Origin of the sequence: Spirillospora sp. CA-294931 (assembly GCF_050946795.1) — a bacterium.
Lineage (GTDB): Bacteria > Actinomycetota > Actinomycetes > Streptosporangiales > Streptosporangiaceae > Spirillospora.
The window spans coordinates 7,716,870-7,734,532 of sequence record NZ_CP192006.1 but is presented as its reverse complement, the minus strand read 5'-3'; the positions used below and the strand labels follow the sequence as shown (position 1 = coordinate 7,734,532).

At 74.5% G+C, this 17,663-nt stretch carries 14 protein-coding genes; 9 read left to right on the top strand and 5 right to left on the bottom strand.

Annotated elements, in window-relative coordinates:
- Positions 1 to 48: 48 nt before the first annotated feature.
- Positions 49 to 6,489, top strand: coding sequence for a DUF7507 domain-containing protein (locus ACQPY4_RS34940; RefSeq protein WP_433328403.1), 6,441 nt, complete (start codon positions 49 to 51; stop codon positions 6,487 to 6,489).
- Here the strand turns inward: ACQPY4_RS34940 and ACQPY4_RS34935 are convergent.
- Entirely contained in the window at positions 6,486 to 7,079 is a 594-nt protein-coding gene (locus ACQPY4_RS34935; RefSeq protein ID WP_433328401.1) for a PadR family transcriptional regulator, read from the bottom strand. The two genes, ACQPY4_RS34940 and ACQPY4_RS34935, sit on opposite strands and share 4 nt — an antisense overlap.
- A 64-nt stretch (positions 7,080 to 7,143) precedes the next feature.
- Here ACQPY4_RS34935 and ACQPY4_RS34930 point away from each other — a divergent pair, with 64 nt between their 5' ends.
- Positions 7,144 to 7,851, top strand: coding sequence for a DUF4386 family protein (locus tag ACQPY4_RS34930; protein WP_433328399.1), 708 nt, complete (start codon positions 7,144 to 7,146; stop codon positions 7,849 to 7,851).
- 18 nt (positions 7,852 to 7,869) lie between these two features.
- A complete protein-coding gene (locus ACQPY4_RS34925; protein ID WP_433328397.1) occupies positions 7,870 to 8,889 on the top strand; it encodes a methyltransferase in 1,020 nt (339 codons plus the stop codon).
- Positions 8,890 to 8,911: 22 nt separating this feature from the next.
- Here the strand turns inward: ACQPY4_RS34925 and ACQPY4_RS34920 are convergent, their stop codons facing one another.
- On the bottom strand, positions 8,912 to 9,823 hold the full coding sequence (locus ACQPY4_RS34920) for a LysR family transcriptional regulator (protein WP_433328395.1): 912 nt from the start codon (positions 9,821 to 9,823) through the stop codon (positions 8,912 to 8,914).
- Positions 9,824 to 9,978: 155 nt separating this feature from the next.
- Here ACQPY4_RS34920 and ACQPY4_RS34915 point away from each other — a divergent pair, with 155 nt between their 5' ends.
- Complete coding sequence (locus ACQPY4_RS34915) at positions 9,979 to 10,464, top strand: hypothetical protein (RefSeq protein ID WP_433328393.1); 486 nt, start codon at positions 9,979 to 9,981, stop codon at positions 10,462 to 10,464.
- Here ACQPY4_RS34915 and ACQPY4_RS34910 read toward each other — a convergent pair.
- Complete coding sequence (locus ACQPY4_RS34910; RefSeq protein WP_433328391.1) at positions 10,442 to 11,380, bottom strand: LysR family transcriptional regulator; 939 nt, start codon at positions 11,378 to 11,380, stop codon at positions 10,442 to 10,444. The two genes, ACQPY4_RS34915 and ACQPY4_RS34910, sit on opposite strands and share 23 nt — an antisense overlap.
- Before the next feature lie 436 nt (positions 11,381 to 11,816).
- Between ACQPY4_RS34910 and ACQPY4_RS34905 the strand changes: the two genes are divergently transcribed.
- The 4 genes from ACQPY4_RS34905 to ACQPY4_RS34890 all read left to right on the top strand — a co-directional run bounded on the left by ACQPY4_RS34905 (position 11,817) and on the right by ACQPY4_RS34890 (position 14,778).
- Positions 11,817 to 12,374, top strand: a complete 558-nt coding sequence (locus ACQPY4_RS34905) for a hypothetical protein (protein ID WP_433328389.1) — start codon at positions 11,817 to 11,819, stop codon at positions 12,372 to 12,374.
- 186 nt (positions 12,375 to 12,560) lie between these two features.
- Positions 12,561 to 13,196, top strand: a complete 636-nt coding sequence (locus ACQPY4_RS34900) for a metal ABC transporter ATP-binding protein (protein ID WP_433328387.1) — start codon at positions 12,561 to 12,563, stop codon at positions 13,194 to 13,196.
- Positions 13,193 to 14,011: a metal ABC transporter permease gene (locus ACQPY4_RS34895; protein WP_433328385.1), complete on the top strand. Its 819-nt coding sequence runs from the start codon at positions 13,193 to 13,195 to the stop codon at positions 14,009 to 14,011. The genes ACQPY4_RS34900 and ACQPY4_RS34895 overlap by 4 nt, the downstream gene beginning before the upstream one ends.
- Positions 14,008 to 14,778 carry a metal ABC transporter solute-binding protein, Zn/Mn family gene (locus tag ACQPY4_RS34890; protein ID WP_433328383.1) on the top strand — a complete coding sequence of 257 codons (771 nt, stop codon included), beginning with the start codon at positions 14,008 to 14,010 and terminating at the stop codon, positions 14,776 to 14,778. Before ACQPY4_RS34895 ends, ACQPY4_RS34890 begins: the two co-directional genes overlap by 4 nt.
- Positions 14,779 to 14,790: 12 nt before the next feature.
- Here the strand turns inward: ACQPY4_RS34890 and ACQPY4_RS34885 are convergent, their stop codons facing one another.
- Entirely contained in the window at positions 14,791 to 15,792 is a 1,002-nt protein-coding gene (locus tag ACQPY4_RS34885; protein ID WP_433328381.1) for a hypothetical protein, read from the bottom strand.
- Entirely contained in the window at positions 15,789 to 16,964 is a 1,176-nt protein-coding gene (locus tag ACQPY4_RS34880) for an MFS transporter (protein WP_433328379.1), read from the bottom strand. The genes ACQPY4_RS34885 and ACQPY4_RS34880 overlap by 4 nt, the downstream gene beginning before the upstream one ends.
- 146 nt (positions 16,965 to 17,110) lie before the next feature.
- On the opposite strand from ACQPY4_RS34880, the gene ACQPY4_RS34875 reads away from it, so the two are divergent.
- The gene (locus ACQPY4_RS34875; protein WP_433328377.1) at positions 17,111 to 17,659 is read left to right on the top strand and encodes a sigma-70 family RNA polymerase sigma factor; all 549 of its coding nucleotides are present in this window, start codon (positions 17,111 to 17,113) and stop codon (positions 17,657 to 17,659) included.
- Positions 17,660 to 17,663 lie beyond the last annotated feature (4 nt).

The following is a 17,663-nucleotide window of genomic DNA, read 5'->3' as shown; positions in this document are numbered from 1 at the left end:
AGCCGGATGGTGCGCTGGCAGAGTGTCGGCCGGACTTGGATGTCGGGGATGCTGGCGCCCGTCCTGGCCGCGGCGGCGACCGTGGCCTGGCTCGCCGCGGCGCCCGCCGCGCTGGCCGAGAGCGACTTCGGCCGGATCTTCAACAGCCAGGTGAACGGCTCGATCGTCACCGTGGGGAACACGGTCCTGGGCTGCGGGACGAACGCGACCTGCGCCCAGGCGCGGGCCCGGGGCGGCGCGAACAACTCCGCGCCCCAGGTGAACGAGGACGCCGACGACGACCCCTCGACCTACAACTCCTCCTCCGCGCGGCTGGCGCTGCCCTCGGGCGCCAAGGTCCTGTACGCCCGGCTCTACTGGATGGCGGACGGCCCCTCGTCGGGGCGGTCGGAGGAGGTCAAGTTCCGCGCCCCCGGGAGCACGGGCTACCGGGACGTCCCGGCGGTGTTCCGGGACGCCTCGTCCAACCGTTACGTCGGGGCCGCCGAGGTCACCGACCTGGTCAAGGCTGCCGGGGCGGGCGACTACTGGGTGGGCAACATCTTGGCCAGGACGGGCGTCGACACCTACGCCGGGTGGGCGATCAACGTCGCCTACGAGTCGGCGGACGAGCCGCTGCGCGATCTGACCATGTTCGAGGGCTTCAAGGACGTGCGCCGCGGCCGTCCGGTGTCCTCGACCATCAGCGGCTTCCTGACGCCCCCGTCGGGAACGGTCCAGGCGAAGATCGGCGCGATCGCGGGCGAGGGCGACCGCGGCAACACCGGCGACGCGCTGCTGGTGAACGGCAAGCCGCTCGCGGACGCCGTCGCCCCGGCCAACGACTTCTTCAACTCCACGATCAGCGCGCTGGGCGCGGAGAACACCGAGCGCACGCCCTCCAACAGCAACACGCTGGGATTCGACGCCAAGCAGGTCGCGGCCCCCGAATACCTGCCCAACGGCGCGACCTCGGCGCGGGTGGAGTTCACCTCGTCCGGTGACGTCTACTTCCCCGTCGCCCTGACCACCCAGGTGGACATCTACGCGCCCCGGCTTACCGGCCAGAAGTCCGTCCAGAACCTGTCGGGCGGCGAGCGGCCCAAGGCCGGGGACGTGCTGGAGTACACGGTCGCGATGGACAACGTCGGCGAGGACGCCGCCCTCGACGCGCGGCTGTCCGACGAGCTGCCGCCCGGCGTGAGCTACGTCCCGGGGTCGCTGCGCCTCGCCCGGGGGGACGGGCAGGGGCCGCTCACCGACGTGGGCGGCGACGACCGGGGCCGGTACGCCGAGGGCCCGCGGCGCGTCGAGGTCAACGCCGGGTCGGGCGGGGACGCCGGTGCGGGCGGGCGGCTGGGCCCGAACGAGGGCTTCGCCGTGACGTTCCGCGTCACGGTCGACCGCGAGGCCGCCGGGACGACGCTGACCAACACCGCACGCCTCGGCTACACGGCCGAGACGATCGGCAAGCGCTACTCCACCGAGCGGTCCGCCGCGGTCACCGTGGCCGACCTCGCCGATGTGGCGATCACCAAGAGCGTCGAACCGGCGGAGCTGACGGCGGGGGAGACCGCCCGCTACACGCTCACCGCCGTCAACAACGGCCCCAGCGCCGCCCGGGACGTCCGGGTGCGCGACAGCGTCCCGGCCGGGGTGCGCGTCACCGGGACGTCCCCGAGCACCGGCCGGTGCACGGACGACGACGGCGCCGTGGACTGCGCGCTCGGCACGCTCGGCAACGGGGAGCGGGCGACCGTCACGGTCACCGTGCGGGTCGATGACGACCACGCCCCGGGGACGGTGACCAACGCCGCGCAGGCCTCGACCAGCACCGCCGACGACCGTCCCGAGAACGACACCGCGTCCGCGACCGCCCCGGTGGGCCGCGAGGCCGACCTCGTCGTCACCAAGACCGCCGCGCCCGCGAACCCCGCGCCCGGCGACCCGCTCACCTACACGATCACCGTGCGCAACGCCGGGCCGTCGCGCGCCGACGGCGTCGTCCTCACCGACGACCTGCCCGCCCCGCTGCTCGACCCCCGCGTCACCGGGGACGGCTGCGAGCCGCCGGGCGGCACCCTCCAGTGCGCGGCCGGCGACCTGCGTCCCGGAGCGCGGGCCGAGTACACCGTCCGGGGCACGATCGACCCCGACTACCGGGGCGGCCCGATCGCCAACACCGCCGCCGCCACGAGCACGACGCCCGATCGCGACCCGGCGAACGACACCGCCACGGTCGGGACGCCGCTCGCGGCCGCCCGCGCCGACCTGGTGCTGTCCAAGACCGCCGCGCCCGCGCCCGCCGTCCCCGGCTCGCCGCTGACCTACACGGTCACCCTCCGCAACGCCGGACCCTCCAGCGCCCGGGACGTCGTGGTCGAGGACGTCCTGCCCCGCGGGCTGACCGGGCCCTCCGCCGACGCCTCGCAGGGCGCCTGCGCGATCGCGGGCCGGACGGTCCGCTGCCCCGCCGGGACCGTCGAGCCCGGCGGCACCGTCACCGTGACCGTCGCCGGACGGGTCGCCGCGGACGCGACGGGCACGCTCACCAACACCGCCACCGCGACCTCGTCCACGCCCGACCCGACGCCGCCGACGGCGGCCACCGAGACGCCGCTGCGGCCCACCGCGAACCTGCGGATCACCAAGACCGCGCGGCCCCAGCAGGTGAACGCGGGCGACGAGGTCACCTACACGCTCTCGGTGCACAACGCCGGGCCGTCCGACGCGACGGGCGTCGTGGTCACCGACGACGTCCCGGCGCCGCTGCGGTTCGCCCGCGCCACCACGTCCTCCGGCGGCTGCGCCCGCGACGGCGCGACCGTGCGCTGCGCGCTCGGCGACCTGCCGGACGGCGGCGACGCCACCGTCACCGTGGTCGCGGCCGTCCCGGACGACGCCGAGCCCGCCGGGATCGGCAACGAGGCGAAGGTGGACGCCTCGTCCACCGACCCCGACCCGAGCGACAACACCGCCGCCCACACCGTGCGGACGGAACGGGCCGCCAACGTCCGGATCGCCAAGACCGCCGACCGCGCCGCATTGGTGGCGGGGGAGCGGGTCACCTATACGCTGCGGGTCGCCAACGACGGCCCCAGCACCGCCCGCGACGTCGTGGTCACCGACGCCCCGCCGGACGGGACGACGGCGGAGTCGGCCCGCTCGACGCGGGGCGGGTGCGCCGTGCGGGACGGCCGCGTCCGCTGCGGGCTGGGCACCCTGGGCCGGGACGGGACCGCGACGATCACCGTGGTCGCGCTGGTCGGCGCCGACCGCCCGGCGGGCACGCTCACCAACACCGCCGAGGTCACCACCCGGACCCCGGAGACCACGGACTCCGACAACGCCGCCGCCCTGGTCACCGAGGTGCGCCGCGCGGCCGACCTCACCGCGGGCAAGAGCGCCGAGCCCGATTCCGTGGACGCCGGGGGCGAGGTCGCCTTCCGCCTGACGGCGCGCAACGCGGGGCCGTCCACCGCCCAGGACACGGTCCTGACCGACACGCTGCCGGACGGCCTGGAGTTCGTCCGCGGCCGGGGCCCGGCGGGCGACTGCGCCGAGCGCGGCGGCCGGATCACCTGCCCGGCCGGGACCATCGCGCCGGGAGAGGACGCGCAGGCGACCATCACGGTCCGGGTGCCGCCCGGAGCGCGCGCGGGCGAGTTCACCAACACCGTCGAGGCGTTCTCCGCGACACCCGACCCCAAGCCGGGCGACAACACCGCCGCCACCACCGTCACCGTGCGGTCCAGCGCGAAGCTGAGCATCGTCAAGAGCGCCGACCCCGCCGACCCGGTGGCCGGGACGCCCGTGACCTACACGCTGACCGTGCGGAACGACGGGCCGTCCACCGCGCGCGGCGCCACCGTCGCCGACGACGTCCCGGCGGCGGTCCGCGAGATCGCGGCCGTGCCGTCCCAGGGCACCTGCTCGTCCGGCGGGCAGCGGGTCGAGTGCGCGCTGGGCGACCTGGACCCGGGAGTCACGGCGACCGTCCGGATCCGCGGGACGCTCGATCCCGGCGCGTCCGGAAAGATCGAGAACACCGCGACGGTCACGTCCGAGACACCCAACCCCGACCCGTCCGGAACCACCGACACCAGCACCGGCACCGTCACGCCCCGAGCCGATCTGGGGATGACCAAGGAGTTCGACCCGGGCGCCGTCCAGGCGGGCGGCGGCATGACCTACCTGCTGCGGGCCGTGAACCAGGGCCCGTCCACCGCCCGGGACGTGGTGCTCACCGACGCGCTGCCCGCCGGAGTCACCGCCGCCGACATCGAGGCCGTCAACGGCACCTGCGAGAACGCCCGCCAGGTGATCACCTGCCGGGCCGCCGAGCTGGGCGTCGGCGAGGTCCTCCAGGTCCGCGTCCTCGCCCATGTCGACGAGAGCTTCCGGGACGACGAGGTGACCAACACCGCCGCCGTGCGCTCGGCCACCCCGGACCCTGCGCCGGACAACAACTCTGCCAAGGTCACCACCCGGGTGGACGAGGCCGCCGACCTCTCCGTCGTCAAGTCGTCCACGGGCACCGTCGTGGTCCCGGGACAGCCGATGACCTACGACATCCGCGTGCACAACGCCGGGCCATCCACCGCCCGGGACGTCACCCTCCTGGACAGCCTGCCCGAAGGCATGTCGGCCACCGAAGTCACCGTGACCCCGGCGGGCGCGGGCCGATGCGCGCTCGACGGACGGCGGGTCACCTGCGGGTTCGGCACAATCAGGCAGGGCGAGAGCGTCGTGGTGACGATCAATGACGCCGTGCTCGGCCCGGACCACACCGGGGCCACGGCCACCAACCGCGCCACCGTCAGGGCCGAGACGCCCGATCCCCACCCCGACGACAACACCGTCGAGCTCCCGCTGCCCGTGCGCGCGTCCGCCGACCTGGCCGTGACCAAGTCGGCCGACCCCGCCACGGTCGTCCCGGGGCAGCCGGTGACCTTCACGATCGGCGTAGCCAACCGCGGTCCGTCCGTCGCGCGGTCGGTCACCGTGACCGACCAGGTCGACCCGCGGCTGCGCGTCACGTCCGCCACCGGCGGCCGGTGCGAGGTCCGGGGCGGCCGGGTCGGCTGCGCGCTGGGCGACCTGCGGGCGTCCGGCCGGGCCACGGTCACGATCACGGCCCTGGTCCCGGCCGGCTTCCCGAGCGGACGGTTCCGCAACACCGCCACGACGACCTCGGCGACCGACGACCCGAACCCCGCGAACAACACCGCGACCGTCACGGTCGGCTCCGCCCCGCTGGCCGGAGTCTCGATCAGGAAGACCGCCGAGCCCCGGACCGTGGCGCCCGGCCGTCCGGTCACCTTCACCCTCACCGCCGCCAACCACGGACCGTCCGCGGCCCGCGCGGTGACCGTGACCGACGTCCTGGACGCGCGGCTCCGCGACATCACCGCGACCGCCCCTGGCCGGACCTGCACCGTCACCGGAACCCGGGTCGAGTGCGCGCTCGGCGACCTCGCCGACGGCGCGACGGTCCCGATCACCGTCACCGCCCTGGTGCCCGCCGGCTTCGGCGGGAAGGGCTTCGCCAACCAGGCCCTGGTCACCAGCCCGACCCCCGATCCCGAGCCGGACGACAACGTCGCCGTCGCCGAGGTCGGCACCGCGCCCGAGGCCGACCTCCGGGTCACCAAGTCGGCCGCCCGCTCGGTGGTCGCCTCGGGCGACCTCGCCTACACCGTCGAGGTCGCCAACCGGGGCCCGTCCGACGCTCCGGACGTCAGGCTCGTGGACGCCCTGCCCGCCCAGGTGACGCCGAAGGGCGTCCAGGCCCCACCGGGAGTGACCTGCTCCGAGGGGCGCCGCCTCGACTGCGCCCTGGGCACCCTGCCCGCCGGACGCGCCGTCCGCCTGACCGTGAACGTCACCGTCGACCCGTCCGCCCGGGGCCCGGTCCGCAACACCGCCTCGGCCATCAGCCCCGTGGACGATCCGGGTCCCGGGAACAACACCGGCACGGCCGTGGTCACCGCGTACGGTCGCGCCGACCTCGCCGTCACCAAGTCCGCCTCCGCCGCCAGGGCGAGGGTCGGCTCCGCCGTCACCTACCGGGTGACCGTGCGCAACGACGGCCCCAGCACGGCGCTCGGCGTCACCGTCGCCGACCGCCTGCCGTCCGGCGTGACCCTGCTCGCGGCCAGGGCGGCCACCGGCACCTACACCGGCGACCGCTGGACGGTCGGCGACCTGCCGTCCGGCGATGCGGCCACCCTGACCATGACCGTCCGCCTCACCACGCCCGGCACCAAGCTCAACACCGCCACCGCGCCGTCCCGCGAGGACCCCGACCCGGAGAACAACACCGCGACCAGCCGCCTCACCGCCACGCCCAAGCCCGGCAAGGGCCAGGGCAACGACGACGACGGCGGCGGCCTCCCGTTCACCGGAACCCAGCTGGCGCTCCTCGCCCTGTTGGGCACCGGCCTCGTCGCGGCGGGCCTCACCGCCCGGACCCTGCTCACCCGCCGCCGCTCCGGAGAGGACGTCTAGCGCTCGTACCCGGGTGCCTCGTCGATGAGGCGCTGGGGATCCCAGGCCAGGTCGCCGGCGTCGATCGCGGCGATGGTGCGGTCGAGCCAGGCGATCTCGGCCCGCCGCATGGCCAGGCTGTAGTCGTCCTCGATCAGCAGGATCGCCGGAAGGGTCCGCGCGGCCCGCTCGGTGGGGCCGCTCCTGCGGTCGACGTCGCGCGCCAGCGCGCCGCGCCGCTCGCGCAGCAGCCGGGCCGCCGTCTCCGCGCTCGCGATCGCCATGAACGACAGGGCGGCGGAGAACGCGGGGTACTCGCGCGCGGGTGTCGCCAGCAGCCGGTACAGCGAGTCGAGCAGCGCGCGCCGGCCGGTCTCGGTGATCGCGTAGACGGTCCGCGGGGGATAGGCGCCCTCCCGCTCGGTTCCGGCCGCCTCGATCAGCCCGTCGCGCTCCAGCCGCTGCACGGTCTGCTGGACGCTGTTGCGGCTGCGGACGTTGACGACCTCGTCCTTGCCGCGCTCGGAGATCAGCTTGTGCATCCGGTAGGGATGGGCCGGACCCTCGAACAGCAGCGCCAGGACGACCAGGCTCAACGGCGACTCCGACATGCGCCGACTGTACAACTAGTCATCCTATGACTAGTCTGCCCATGTCTACAGACAGGAGCCGACCATGACCGACCTGCCCGCACCGATGCGGACGCTGGGGATCGCCGTCCTCGCGGGAACCGTGCTCTACATCGTCCCGAGCGCCCTGCACGGCAACCCGCCGATCGACTCGGCGGCGCAGACCCTGGAGTACGTCCGGGACCGCCCGACCTGGCGCCCGGCCCACATGATCAACATCGCGGCGGTCCTGCTCTGGGCCGTCTCGTTCACCGCCCTCACCCGGCTCGCCGCCCCGGCGTCCCGATTCCTCGGCACCGCCGTCACCGCGGTGGCGACCGCCGCGGCGGCGGTCTTCGCCGTCTACTTCAGCGTCCACGCCTTCGGGCTGACGACCGCCGCCGACCAGTACTTCGAGCGGGGCGCGAACCGCGCCGCCATCCTCGAACGCACCGAGACGCTCCTGATCGTCCTCGGCAGCACCGCCTTCACCGCCCAGGCCATGCTCGGCGCCCTGGTCGCCCTGACGGGCTACACGCTGACCCGCTCGCGGACGCTCCCGCCCTGGCTCGGATGGTGGGCCGTCCTGGCGGGCCTGGGATGGCTCACCGGCGCCCTGTTCATCAGCTTCGCCGTGATCGTCCCGTTCACCGCCCTCACCTGGGCCTGGACCTTCGTCGTGGCCTTCACCCTCTGGCGCCGCCCCGGCTTCTGGGCAGGTGACATTCGTCCAAGCCAGGGCGAGGCGGCGCCTTCTAGCGTCGGAGGCACGTGACGCGAGGGAGGGATTTCGATGGCTGAGGCGAGTGTGCGGTCCACGTTCCTGGACATGGTGTTCGGGTACATGCCGGCCCAGATCATCCAGGTGGCGGCGAAGCTGAGGATCGCCGACCTGCTGGCGGGCGGCGCGCGGACGAGCGGGGAACTGGCCGGGGAGGTCGGCGCCCACGGGCCCTCGCTCTACCGGCTGCTCCGGGCGCTGGCGGCGCTCGGCGCCGTGACCGAGGTGGAGCACGACCGGTTCGAGCTGACCGCGGACGGGGCGCGGCTGCGCGAGGACGCGCCCGACTCGATCCGCGGCCTGGTCATGCTGTTCTGCGGGGACGAGGTGTGGGCGTCATGGGGAGACCTGGTCCACAGCGTCCGGACGGGGGAGCCGGCCTGGGACAAGGTCACCGGGATGTCGCCGTTCGAGTTCCTGGCCACCCGTCCCGAGCAGTCGGCGACGTTCAACGCGGCCATGGCCGAGCACACGCGTGACGTCGCGCCGCAGTTGGTCGAGGCGTACGACTTCGCGCGGTTCGGGACGCTGGCCGACCTCGGCGGCGGCGACGGGACGCTGATCGCGTCGATCCTGGCGGCCGTCCCGGCGATGCGGGGCGTGCTGTTCGACCTCCCCGCGGGGGCGGAGGGCGCCGACGCCACGCTGAAGGCCGCCGGGGTCGCCGACCGGTGCCGCGTCGTCCCCGGGGACTTCTTCGCCTCGGTGCCCTCCGGCCAGGACGCCTACCTCCTCAAGAGCGTCATCCACGACTGGGACGACGAGAGGGCCGCGGCGATCCTGAAGCGGTGCCGCGAGGCCGTGTCCCGGGACGGGACGCTGCTGGTCGTCGAGCCGGTGCTGCCGCCCGTGGCGGGCGCCGAGAGCCGGGGCACGGTGATGAGCGACATCAACATGCTGGTGGCCACCGGCGGGCGCGAGCGCACGGAGGCGGAGTTCCGGGCGCTGCTGACCGCCTCGGGCTTCGCGGTCACCTCGATCGGCGACCCGATCCCGTCCGGCTACCGAGTGATCGAGGCGGCCCCCGCGTGACCTCGGGTGGCGGTGCCGCCGATCAATGGCAGCTGGCCCAGGCCGCCTCGGCGGTGCGGCGGATGGCGGCGACGATCGGCTGGTCGCCGCCCGTGGAGTTCCAGGCCAGCGCCGAGGTGCAGGGCGGCAGGTCCTCGACGTCCAGGTAGACGACGCCCGGGCGAGGGAAGAGCGAACGCGTGGCCAGCGGAAGGAACACGATCGCCTTCCCCTGGCCGACCGTGGCCAGCGAGGTCTCCACGTCCCGCACCAGCGGCCCGTAGACGACCGGGGAGCCGTCGGGACGGGGATCGACCGCCCAGAACGCGCGCCAGGCCGCGGGACAATCCTCGGGATAGCGGACGACGGGCTCCCCGGCCAGTTCCTTCAGCGTCACGCTCGTCCGGCCGGCCAGGGGATGGTCGCTGGAGATGCCGACGATCCGCGGTTCGGTGGCCAGATGCATTGTCGCGATGCCGTCGGGGACGGGAGGGCGGCCGAAGACCACGTCCACCTCCCCCTGTTCGAGGGCGCGGAAGTGATCCACCACGTCGAGCAGCCGCATCTCGATCTCCAGCCCCGGGTTGCGGCGACGCAGCTCTTCGAGGATCTCGTGGACGAACGGCATCGCCCCTTCCGCGCCGATGGTGCCGACGACGACCCGTCCGCCGATCGAGCGGGCGTGCTCGTCGGACGCGCGTTGCAGCCGCCGCATCGCGTCCACAACCGCCCGGGCCTCGGGCAGCAGGGCCTCGCCCGTCGGCGTGAGGCGCACGGACCTGCTGTTGCGCTCGAACAGCGAGACGCCCAGCCGCCGCTCCAGCACCACGACCTGCCGGCTCAGCGCGGGCTGCGTCATGAACAGGCGCGCCGCGGCACGTCCGTAGTGCAGTTCCTCCGCCAGCACCAGGAAGATCCGCAACTGGTGGGCGGTGGGAGAGGACCGATGATCCATGGATGGATCAACAACCCCTGACCGGGATCTATGCCCGGCCCGCATTGATTCCCGGACAAAGCTCATCACCTGATCATTGCGAACCCCGAATCCGGCCGTTAACAATGAGCAAAGCAAAGGGTTTGTGAAGCTCATTCGAATTTCGGGGAGAAGTCTTGGCCAGAATCATCAAGTTCGGCATTGGCGCGGTGGGAATCGCGGCCACCGGCCTCGCGCTCGTCGCGGCGCCCGCCCAGGCCGCCGCTCCGGCGGACAAGGCCGCCGTCGCCAGCCCCGCGGACTGTGTGGGCGGCGCCAACGGATTCGTCGACATTCCTGACACGCTGCGCGGCACGGTCCAACGAAGGGTGGACTTGTCGGCGCGAGTCGCCGTCACGCTGGAGTCCGGGACCGTGGCCGGCCGCCAGCGCGGTTGGGGCAGGATCGGCGGGATCAACGGCGGCGTCCTCGAAGCCAACAACAAGGTGTGGATGGACGTCAGTCAGGACGGCGGTAGGACCTGGCTGCAGTGCGGCCCGTTCGGCGGGTCCACCAGTGGGCCGCTCACGACCCCGGCCGCTTACACCACCGGCGACGCCAACCGGAAGTTCCGTGCATGCGGCACCCTCGCCGTCGAGATCAAGTGCACCGGTTGGTGGTAGACCCCTGGCGGCCGTTCGTCCAGGCGGCCCGGGCCGCGCGGCGGACGGCGACGACGTTGGGATGGTCGCCGCTCGCGGCGTTCCAGGCCAGCGCCGAGGTGCAGGGCGGCAGGTCCTCGACGTCCAGGTAGACGACGCCCGGGCGCGGGAACAGCGAGCGCGCCGCCGCGGGGTGGAACACGATGGCCCTTCCCTGGGCGACCGTGGTCAACGCGGTCTCCACGTCCCGGACGACCGGGCCGTAGACGACCGGGGAGCCGTCCGGGCGGGGATCGGCCGCCCAGAACTCGCGCCAGACCTGGGGGCATTCCTCGGGATGGTCGATGACGGGCTCCCCGGTCAGTTCCTTCAGCGTCACGCTCGTCCGGGCGGCCAGGGGATGGTCGGCGGACACGCCGACGACCCGCGGCTCGGTGGCCAGATGCAGGGTCGCCACTCCCTCGGGGACGGGTGGACGCCCGAAGACCACGTCGACCTCGCCCCGTTCGAGGGCGCGGAAGTGGTCCACCAGGTCGAGCAGCCGCATCTCGACGCACAGCCGTGGGTTGCGGCGGCGGAGCTCCTCCAGGATCGCGTGGGCGTACGGCATCGCCCCCTCCGCGCCGACGGTGCCGATGATCACCTGTCCGCAGGCCGAGCGTGCGTGCTTGCACGAGGCGCGGTGCACCTCTCGCATGGCGTCCACCACCGCCCGGGCCTCGGGCAGGACGGCCGCGCCGGCCGGGGTGAGGCGGACCGACCTGCTGTTCCGCTCGAACAGCGAGACGCCGAGCCGCCGTTCCAATGCCAGGATCTGCCGGCTCAGCGCGGGCTGCGTCACGAACAGCCGCGCCGCCGCCCGCCCGTAATGCAGCTCCTCCGCCAGGATCAGGAAGATCCGCAACTGGTGGACCGTGGGGGACAACGGAAGATCCATGCGCGCGCTCACCTGCGTCCATGCCCTTTGCGTCATTGATCGTCCGGCAAAGCTCATCGCCCTTTTCTTGAATGGCGACGTGCCGTTCGAGAACAATCGGCAAAGCGCTCTGCGATGAATGCCGTCCACGTCGGCCATTGGTGCCATCCTCCAGTGCACCGCTCGGTGGCATCCCCCCGCCACCGAGACGGGAGCACCCCGCGGAACCCACCGCCCAGGTCACGGGCGGTGGGTTTCGCGTTGACGGAGACCTCATCATTCGGCGGGCCGCATTCCGCGCGCTTCCTCCGGGAGAAGGAACTTCCTCGCGGGATACGTCAGCGGGTGTACGCCGTACGAGTACACGGCCCGGATTCTGGTGCCCTGGTCGAGGGGCGCTGGAGGCCGCATTCGGCCTCTGTGCCGCGAGGGTGGCGCGTGGCAGTATGGGGGCGCCATGAGCCGACGACCCCCCTTCCGGATCGCGCGCGCGACGGTCTTCGCCGTCGTGTGCGTGACGCTGACGTGCCTCGCGCACTGGTCGGCTTCCGGTGCGGGCGCGTCCGCCGGACGCGTCGCCGCGGGGTTCGGGCTGGTGTTCGCCTTCGCCTACACGCTGGCGGGCCATGAGCGCTCGCTGCCGACGATCGTCGGCGGCCTGCTGATGGGTCAGTTCGTCCTGCACACCCTGTTCACGATGGGAAACCTGCACCACGCGGGCGAGCAGCCCACCGTGGTCGAGGGCGGGGCCACCGCGATGACCGGGGCGCACCTGGTCGCGGCCCTGGTCTCGGCGTGGTGGCTGCGGCGCGGCGAGCGCGCCGCCTGGCGGCTGGGACGCCTGCTGGCCGCCGCGTTCGCCGGTCTCCTCTTCCTGATCGTGCGCGCCGTGACCGGGGAGCCCGGTCCGGCCCGCCCGCGCGCGGCCGTGTCCGTGCCCGGGCCCGTCTCGGTGCTGCTGCGGTACGTCCTGGTCCTGCGGGGCCCTCCAGCGACGGCGCTCGTCCACCACTGAGCGCCCGGGGCCGTCCGGCCGCCGGTGCCGGCGTCGTACCCGCACTCGCGCGGACGGCGCGGTGACGTGAACTCCCACGCACGGGTCGGCTGACCCGTTCTCCTCGCCGTGCGGTCTCCGCACGGCGTCCCACCCCTGCCCCCGGTCCGGGCGACGGACGTCCGGACGCAGCCGGAAGGCTCTGCGATGCCTGCCCATGCCGTCGATATCGTGGCCGTGAGCTGCCATTACTCCGGACGGACCGCCGTGGACGCGGTGGACCTGAAGGTGGCGCCCGGCGAGCACGTGGCGCTCACCGGCACCAACGGGTCCGGCAAGAGCACGCTGCTGCGCGCCGTCCTCGGCCTGCATCCGGGCACCCGGGGCCGGATCGAGGTGGGCGGGCGCGGCGCGCGCCGTCCGGCCGAGTGGGCCGCGCGGCGGCGCGAGGTCGCCTGGATCCCGCAGAAGCAGACCGGCGGCCGGTTCCCGCTGAAGGTCGCCGAGCTGCTGGTCTCGTCGGGCGCGGCGGCGCGGGCGGGCGAGGCCGCCCGCGACCTCGGCCTGGCCGATCTGCTCGACCGGCCCGTCGGGACGCTGTCGGGCGGGCAGCTCCAGCGCGCCTACCTGGCGCGCGCGCTCGGGCAGCTGGCCGCCGGGGCGGGCGTGCTGCTGGCCGACGAGCCGACGGCCGCGCTGGACTTCGACGGGCAGGAGCGGGTCGCGGCGCTGCTCGGCGGGCTGGAGGTCACCGTCCTGGTCGCCACCCACGACCAGGCCGTGGTCGGCGCGTGCGAGCGGACCGTCCAGATGGCCGCCGGACGGCTGCGGGAGCTCGCGTGAACTCCCTGGCCGAGCTTCAGGTGCTGCTGGAGCTGCCCTCGGTGCGGCTGGCCCTGGTCGCGCTCGTCCTCGGCAGCGTCGCGCTGCCCGTGGTGGGGGTGTTCGTCATCGGACTGGACATCCTGCCGGTCCGGTTCGCGATGATGCACGTCGCGCTGCTCGGCGCGGCCGTCGGGCTGACGGCCGGGCTCGACCCGCTGGTGTGCGCGCTGGTGCTCTGCGCGCTGACCGGCGGCGCCCTGGCCCCGCTGGCCAAGGCCCCGGCCGGGCTCTCGGGCGCGATGGGCCTGCTGATGACGCTCGCGGTCGCGGCGGCTCTGCTGATGCTGTCGCTGTCGGGCGTCAACGCCAACGGGGCGTTCGAGCTGCTGTGGGGCTCGATCCTGGCCACCAGGCCCGCGGACGTCGCGGTGCTCGCCGTCCTGGCGGTGCTGGTGCCCGCGCTGTTCTGGATCCGGCGGCGCGACCTCGGGCTGCTGCTGCACGACCGCGAGCTCGCGGTGTGCTCGGGCGTCCCGGTGGGCGTGCTGACCGTGGTGCTGCTCGCGGTGATCTCGGTGGCGATCGCCGGGGCGATCCGGCTGACCGGGGCGCTGCTGGTGGACGCCCTCACCCTGCTGCCCGCGCTGGCCGCCCGCAGGCTCGGCGCGTCCCTGGTCGCGATGACCGGCTGGGCCGTCGTGTGCGGGCTGGCCTTCAACCTGGGCGGGTTCGCCCTGGCCCTGCTCTTCGACCTGCCGCCCGGGCCCGTCCTGGTCCTGTTCGGCGGTGCCCTGACCCTCCTGATCACCCTGGCTCCGAGGAGACGCACATGAGAAAGACGCTCGCGGCGATCGCGCTGACGGCCCTGGCGGTGACGGGCTGCGGCTCGTCCGGCGACGACGCCGAGGCCGGGTCCAAGGACGGCCCCTCGGTGGTGGCCGCCTCGACGTGGGAGGCCGCGTTCGCGCGGGCGGCCGGCGCCACCGACGTCACGGTGATCGTCCCGGCGGGCGTCGCGCACCCGCCGGACTACGACCCCAAGCCGTCCGACATCGCCAAGGTCGCCCGCGCCGACTTCGTGCTGTACGCGCCGTTCGAGGGCTTCGCGGGCAAGCTGAAGGAGGCCGCCGGATCCAAGGCCAAGCTGATCGAGGTGAAGCTGGACAACAGCCCGGCCATGGTGAAGGGCGAGGTGAACCGGCTCGCCGCCGCGTTCGGCACCGCCCCGGCCGCCCGCACCTGGACCAGCTCGTTCGACACCGCCTACGCCGGGCTCAAGAAGCAGGTCGGCGACGCCTACGCGGGCGGCGGCAGGCCCGCGTTCGTGTCGCAGGCGTTCGTCGCCTGGACGGCCGACCTGCTCGGCGCGGCCCCGGCGGGCACCTACGGGCCGCAGCCGCCGACGCCGTCGCAGGTCGCCGGGCTGGCCGCCAAGAAGCCCGCCCTGATCCTCGACAACTCCGCGATGGCGGGCGCGGACGCCCTGGCCTCGATCAAGGCCGAGCGCGTCACGATCGTGAACTTCCCCGGCAAGGACCTCGACCTGATCGCGATGTACCGCGCCAACGCCGGCCTGCTCACCACCGCGCTGAAGAGCTGAGATGCGTCCCGGTCAGCAGTCGGACGGGCCGAGGACGCCGGTGAGCGTCGCGAGCCCGACCGCGAGGAAGAAGTCCCCCCACACCAGCTCGTGGCGGGTGGCCACGCCATGGCCCAGGTCGTAGCACCCGTCGAGGAGGCGGCCCTCGCGGAGGTGACCGTCCGCCAGCGCGCGGAGCACCGCCGTGCCCCGCTCGCGCAGCACGCGCGCGGCGCCGCCGCCGGTCCGGTGCGCGAGCTTCAGCGCGGCGACGGCCTCGATGGCGGCGGCCGAGGTGTCGGGCGGGCCGTCCCGCCGCCGCGCGTCGGCGGGCGGGACGGCCGGGGCCCCGGGATCGAAACGGGCCGCGACGGCGGCCTGGTCGAGCCAGCGCGGATCCTCGGTGGCCAGGCAGAGCCAGCCCACCGTGCGGCTCCAGCCCGCGGGCGGTTCGGGGTGCGGCGTCCAGGTGCCGCCGGGGAGCGCCCGCCAGGCCGGGTGCGGGGGAGAGGTCGTCATCGCGAGCTCGCGGTAGCGCTCGACGTTGGCCTCGGCGGCCCGGATCCCGTCCGGCCCGGCCTGGCGCAGCAGCGGGACCAGACCCGGGAGCCCGTCCACCCGGACGAGCTCGCGCGGCCCGCCGAACGCGCCGCCCCACGGCACCACGCCGAGCGCGGGATCGTGGGCGGCCAGGCACGCCTTGGCGGCCTCGGTCCGCAGCGTCGTGGCGGGGCCGTCGCCGAGCGCCGTCCCGTACCAGAAGATGAGCCCCCGGGTGGCGGTGTCGGCCTCCAGCCAGGGCGCCAGCAGCTCCGTCCGGGCCAGCGCCGCCGATCGGTCGGCGGGGTCGTCGGTGACGGCGGCGCGCAGCCACAGCAGCCCGGCCCAGAAACCGCCCGTCCATGAGCCGCGCGCCGTGGTCGTCCACCGGCCGGACGCCGGATCGGCGTACAGCGGCCACCGTCCGCCCAGCTCGGGTTCCGTCGCCGCCACCCGGTCGAGGACGTCGGTCAGGGCCCGTTCCGCCCAGCTCACCGGCGGGCCCACAGCGGCAGGACGACCAGGGCCGCGCCGAGGAACTCACCGGCCACCAGCCACCATCCGGGCCCGTACCCGGCGTGGTCCACCAGCAGCCCGAACAGCGGCGGCCCCAGCGCGAAGCCGCCGAAGAACCCGGCCGACACCAGCGCGGAGGCCCGTCCGGCGGTCTTCGGGTTCCCCTCCTTGATCACCGCGACCATCGAGACCGCGTTCCCAGCGGTGGCCAGGGCGCCGACGCCCGCCGCGCCGAGCCACACCAGCGCCGGGACGGGCCCGGAGGCCGCCAGGAGCAGCGAGGCCCCGCACGCCCCGGCCGCGAGCGGGGCGAGCAGCAGCGCCGGGACGTCCATCCCCCCGGCGCGCCGCGACCAGCCCACCCGGCCCGCGATGCCCATGATCCCCAGCACGGCCACCAGCCAGGCCGCCACCACGGGGCCCAGGTCGAGCCGCTGGGACCCGTACAGCGCCAGATAGGTGTTGACCGAGGCGATCCCGCAGCCCAGCAGCAGGCAGAACAGCGCCAGCCGCCCGACCCGCACCCGGGGCGGCGGGCCCGCGGCGCCCTCGGCGGGCTTCTCCGGATCGGGCGGCAGCACCCGCAGGCTCCACACCGCCAGGCCGAGGGCCGCCCCGGCCGCGGCGAACACCGCGCCGCGCCATCCCAGCCAGCCCGCGAGCGCCGCCAGCGGGACACCGGCCGCGAACGCCCCGAGCTGGACGCCGGACTGCTTCCACCCGGTGACCGAGCCGCGCCGCTCCTTCGGGACGACGGCCAGGATGACCTTGTTCGTCGCCGGGTTGGCCAGCGCCTGCGGCAGCCCGCCGAGCGCGACGGCGGCCAGCAGCATCGCCGTACCGGTGGCCGAGCCGATCAGCGCGAGCGCCACGGCCGCCAGCGCCAGCAGCGCCACCAGGCAGCGTCGGGCGCCCAGCCGGTCGACCCAGCGTCCCGCCCGCAGCGACAGCAGCGCGGCCACGCCGAAACCGGCGGTGGTGGTCAGCCCGAGCACCGTCCGCGAGAAGCCGCCGTCCTCCACCAGCCGGGGTCCCAGCGCCCCGATCAGGAAGAGCTGGAGCATCGAGACGGCCATGGCGGCGGTGAGCACCGCGGGCGCCCACCTCGGCCTCGCCGTCTCCCGCTCCCGCGCCGGTCGTTCCAGCCGCATCGACCTCTCCTCTCGTCCGCGCGGCCCCTGCCGCCCACCATGCAGTCGCTCGCGACCCCCGCGCGGTTCCCGGCGATCCGGCCGCGGAGCCCTCCGGACGACCGCTCGCCCGGCCGTCCTGCTCCGCGACCAGAGAAGGATCACCCATGAGCACTGCCGTCGACGACCAGCACCTCACCAGCCTCGCCCTGTCCGCACGCGGCGGCGCGCCCGCCGACGTCGAGGCGTTCGTCCGCGCCTCCTACACCGACGTGCGGCGCTTCGTCGCCCATCTCGCCGGGGCGCACGGGGCCGACGACCTCACCCAGGAGACCTTCGTCCGCGTGCTGCGCAGCCTGCCCGCCTTCGCCGGACGCTCCTCGGCCCGCACCTGGCTGCTGTCGATCGCCCGCCGGGTCGTCATCGACCGCTACCGGTCGGCGTCATGTCGTCCGGTGATCGCCGATCTGGCCGACTGGCAGTTGACGGCGGAACGTTCCCAGGCGCGGGGACGGCACGGCCTGGACGAGCAGGTCGCCCTGGCCGCGCTGGTGGCCGCGCTGCCCCTCGACCGCCGCGCCCCCTTCGTGCTCACCCAGCTGATGGGCCTGTCCTACGCCGAGGCCGCCGACCTGCTCGACTGCCCCATCGGAACGGTCCGCTCCCGGGTGGCGCGGGCCCGCGCGCAACTGATCACTTCGATGCGGGCCGCCTGACGTG

Bases quoted from the DNA above. Each gene is read 5' to 3' on its own strand.
- ACQPY4_RS34875 (WP_433328377.1), top strand. From the start codon at position 17,111: ATGAGCACTGCCGTCGACGACCAGCACCTCACCAGCCTCGCCCTGTCC.
- ACQPY4_RS34900 (WP_433328387.1), top strand. From the start codon at position 12,561: ATGCCTGCCCATGCCGTCGATATCGTGGCCGTGAGCTGCCATTACTCC.
- ACQPY4_RS34905 (WP_433328389.1), top strand. From the start codon at position 11,817: ATGAGCCGACGACCCCCCTTCCGGATCGCGCGCGCGACGGTCTTCGCC.
- ACQPY4_RS34935 (WP_433328401.1), bottom strand. From the start codon at position 7,079: ATGTCGGAGTCGCCGTTGAGCCTGGTCGTCCTGGCGCTGCTGTTCGAG.
- ACQPY4_RS34940 (WP_433328403.1), top strand. From the start codon at position 49: ATGCTGGCGCCCGTCCTGGCCGCGGCGGCGACCGTGGCCTGGCTCGCC.
- ACQPY4_RS34920 (WP_433328395.1), bottom strand. From the start codon at position 9,823: ATGGATCATCGGTCCTCTCCCACCGCCCACCAGTTGCGGATCTTCCTG.
- ACQPY4_RS34930 (WP_433328399.1), top strand. From the start codon at position 7,144: ATGACCGACCTGCCCGCACCGATGCGGACGCTGGGGATCGCCGTCCTC.
- ACQPY4_RS34910 (WP_433328391.1), bottom strand. From the start codon at position 11,380: ATGGATCTTCCGTTGTCCCCCACGGTCCACCAGTTGCGGATCTTCCTG.
- ACQPY4_RS34880 (WP_433328379.1), bottom strand. From the start codon at position 16,964: ATGCGGCTGGAACGACCGGCGCGGGAGCGGGAGACGGCGAGGCCGAGG.
- ACQPY4_RS34925 (WP_433328397.1), top strand. From the start codon at position 7,870: ATGGCTGAGGCGAGTGTGCGGTCCACGTTCCTGGACATGGTGTTCGGG.
- ACQPY4_RS34890 (WP_433328383.1), top strand. From the start codon at position 14,008: ATGAGAAAGACGCTCGCGGCGATCGCGCTGACGGCCCTGGCGGTGACG.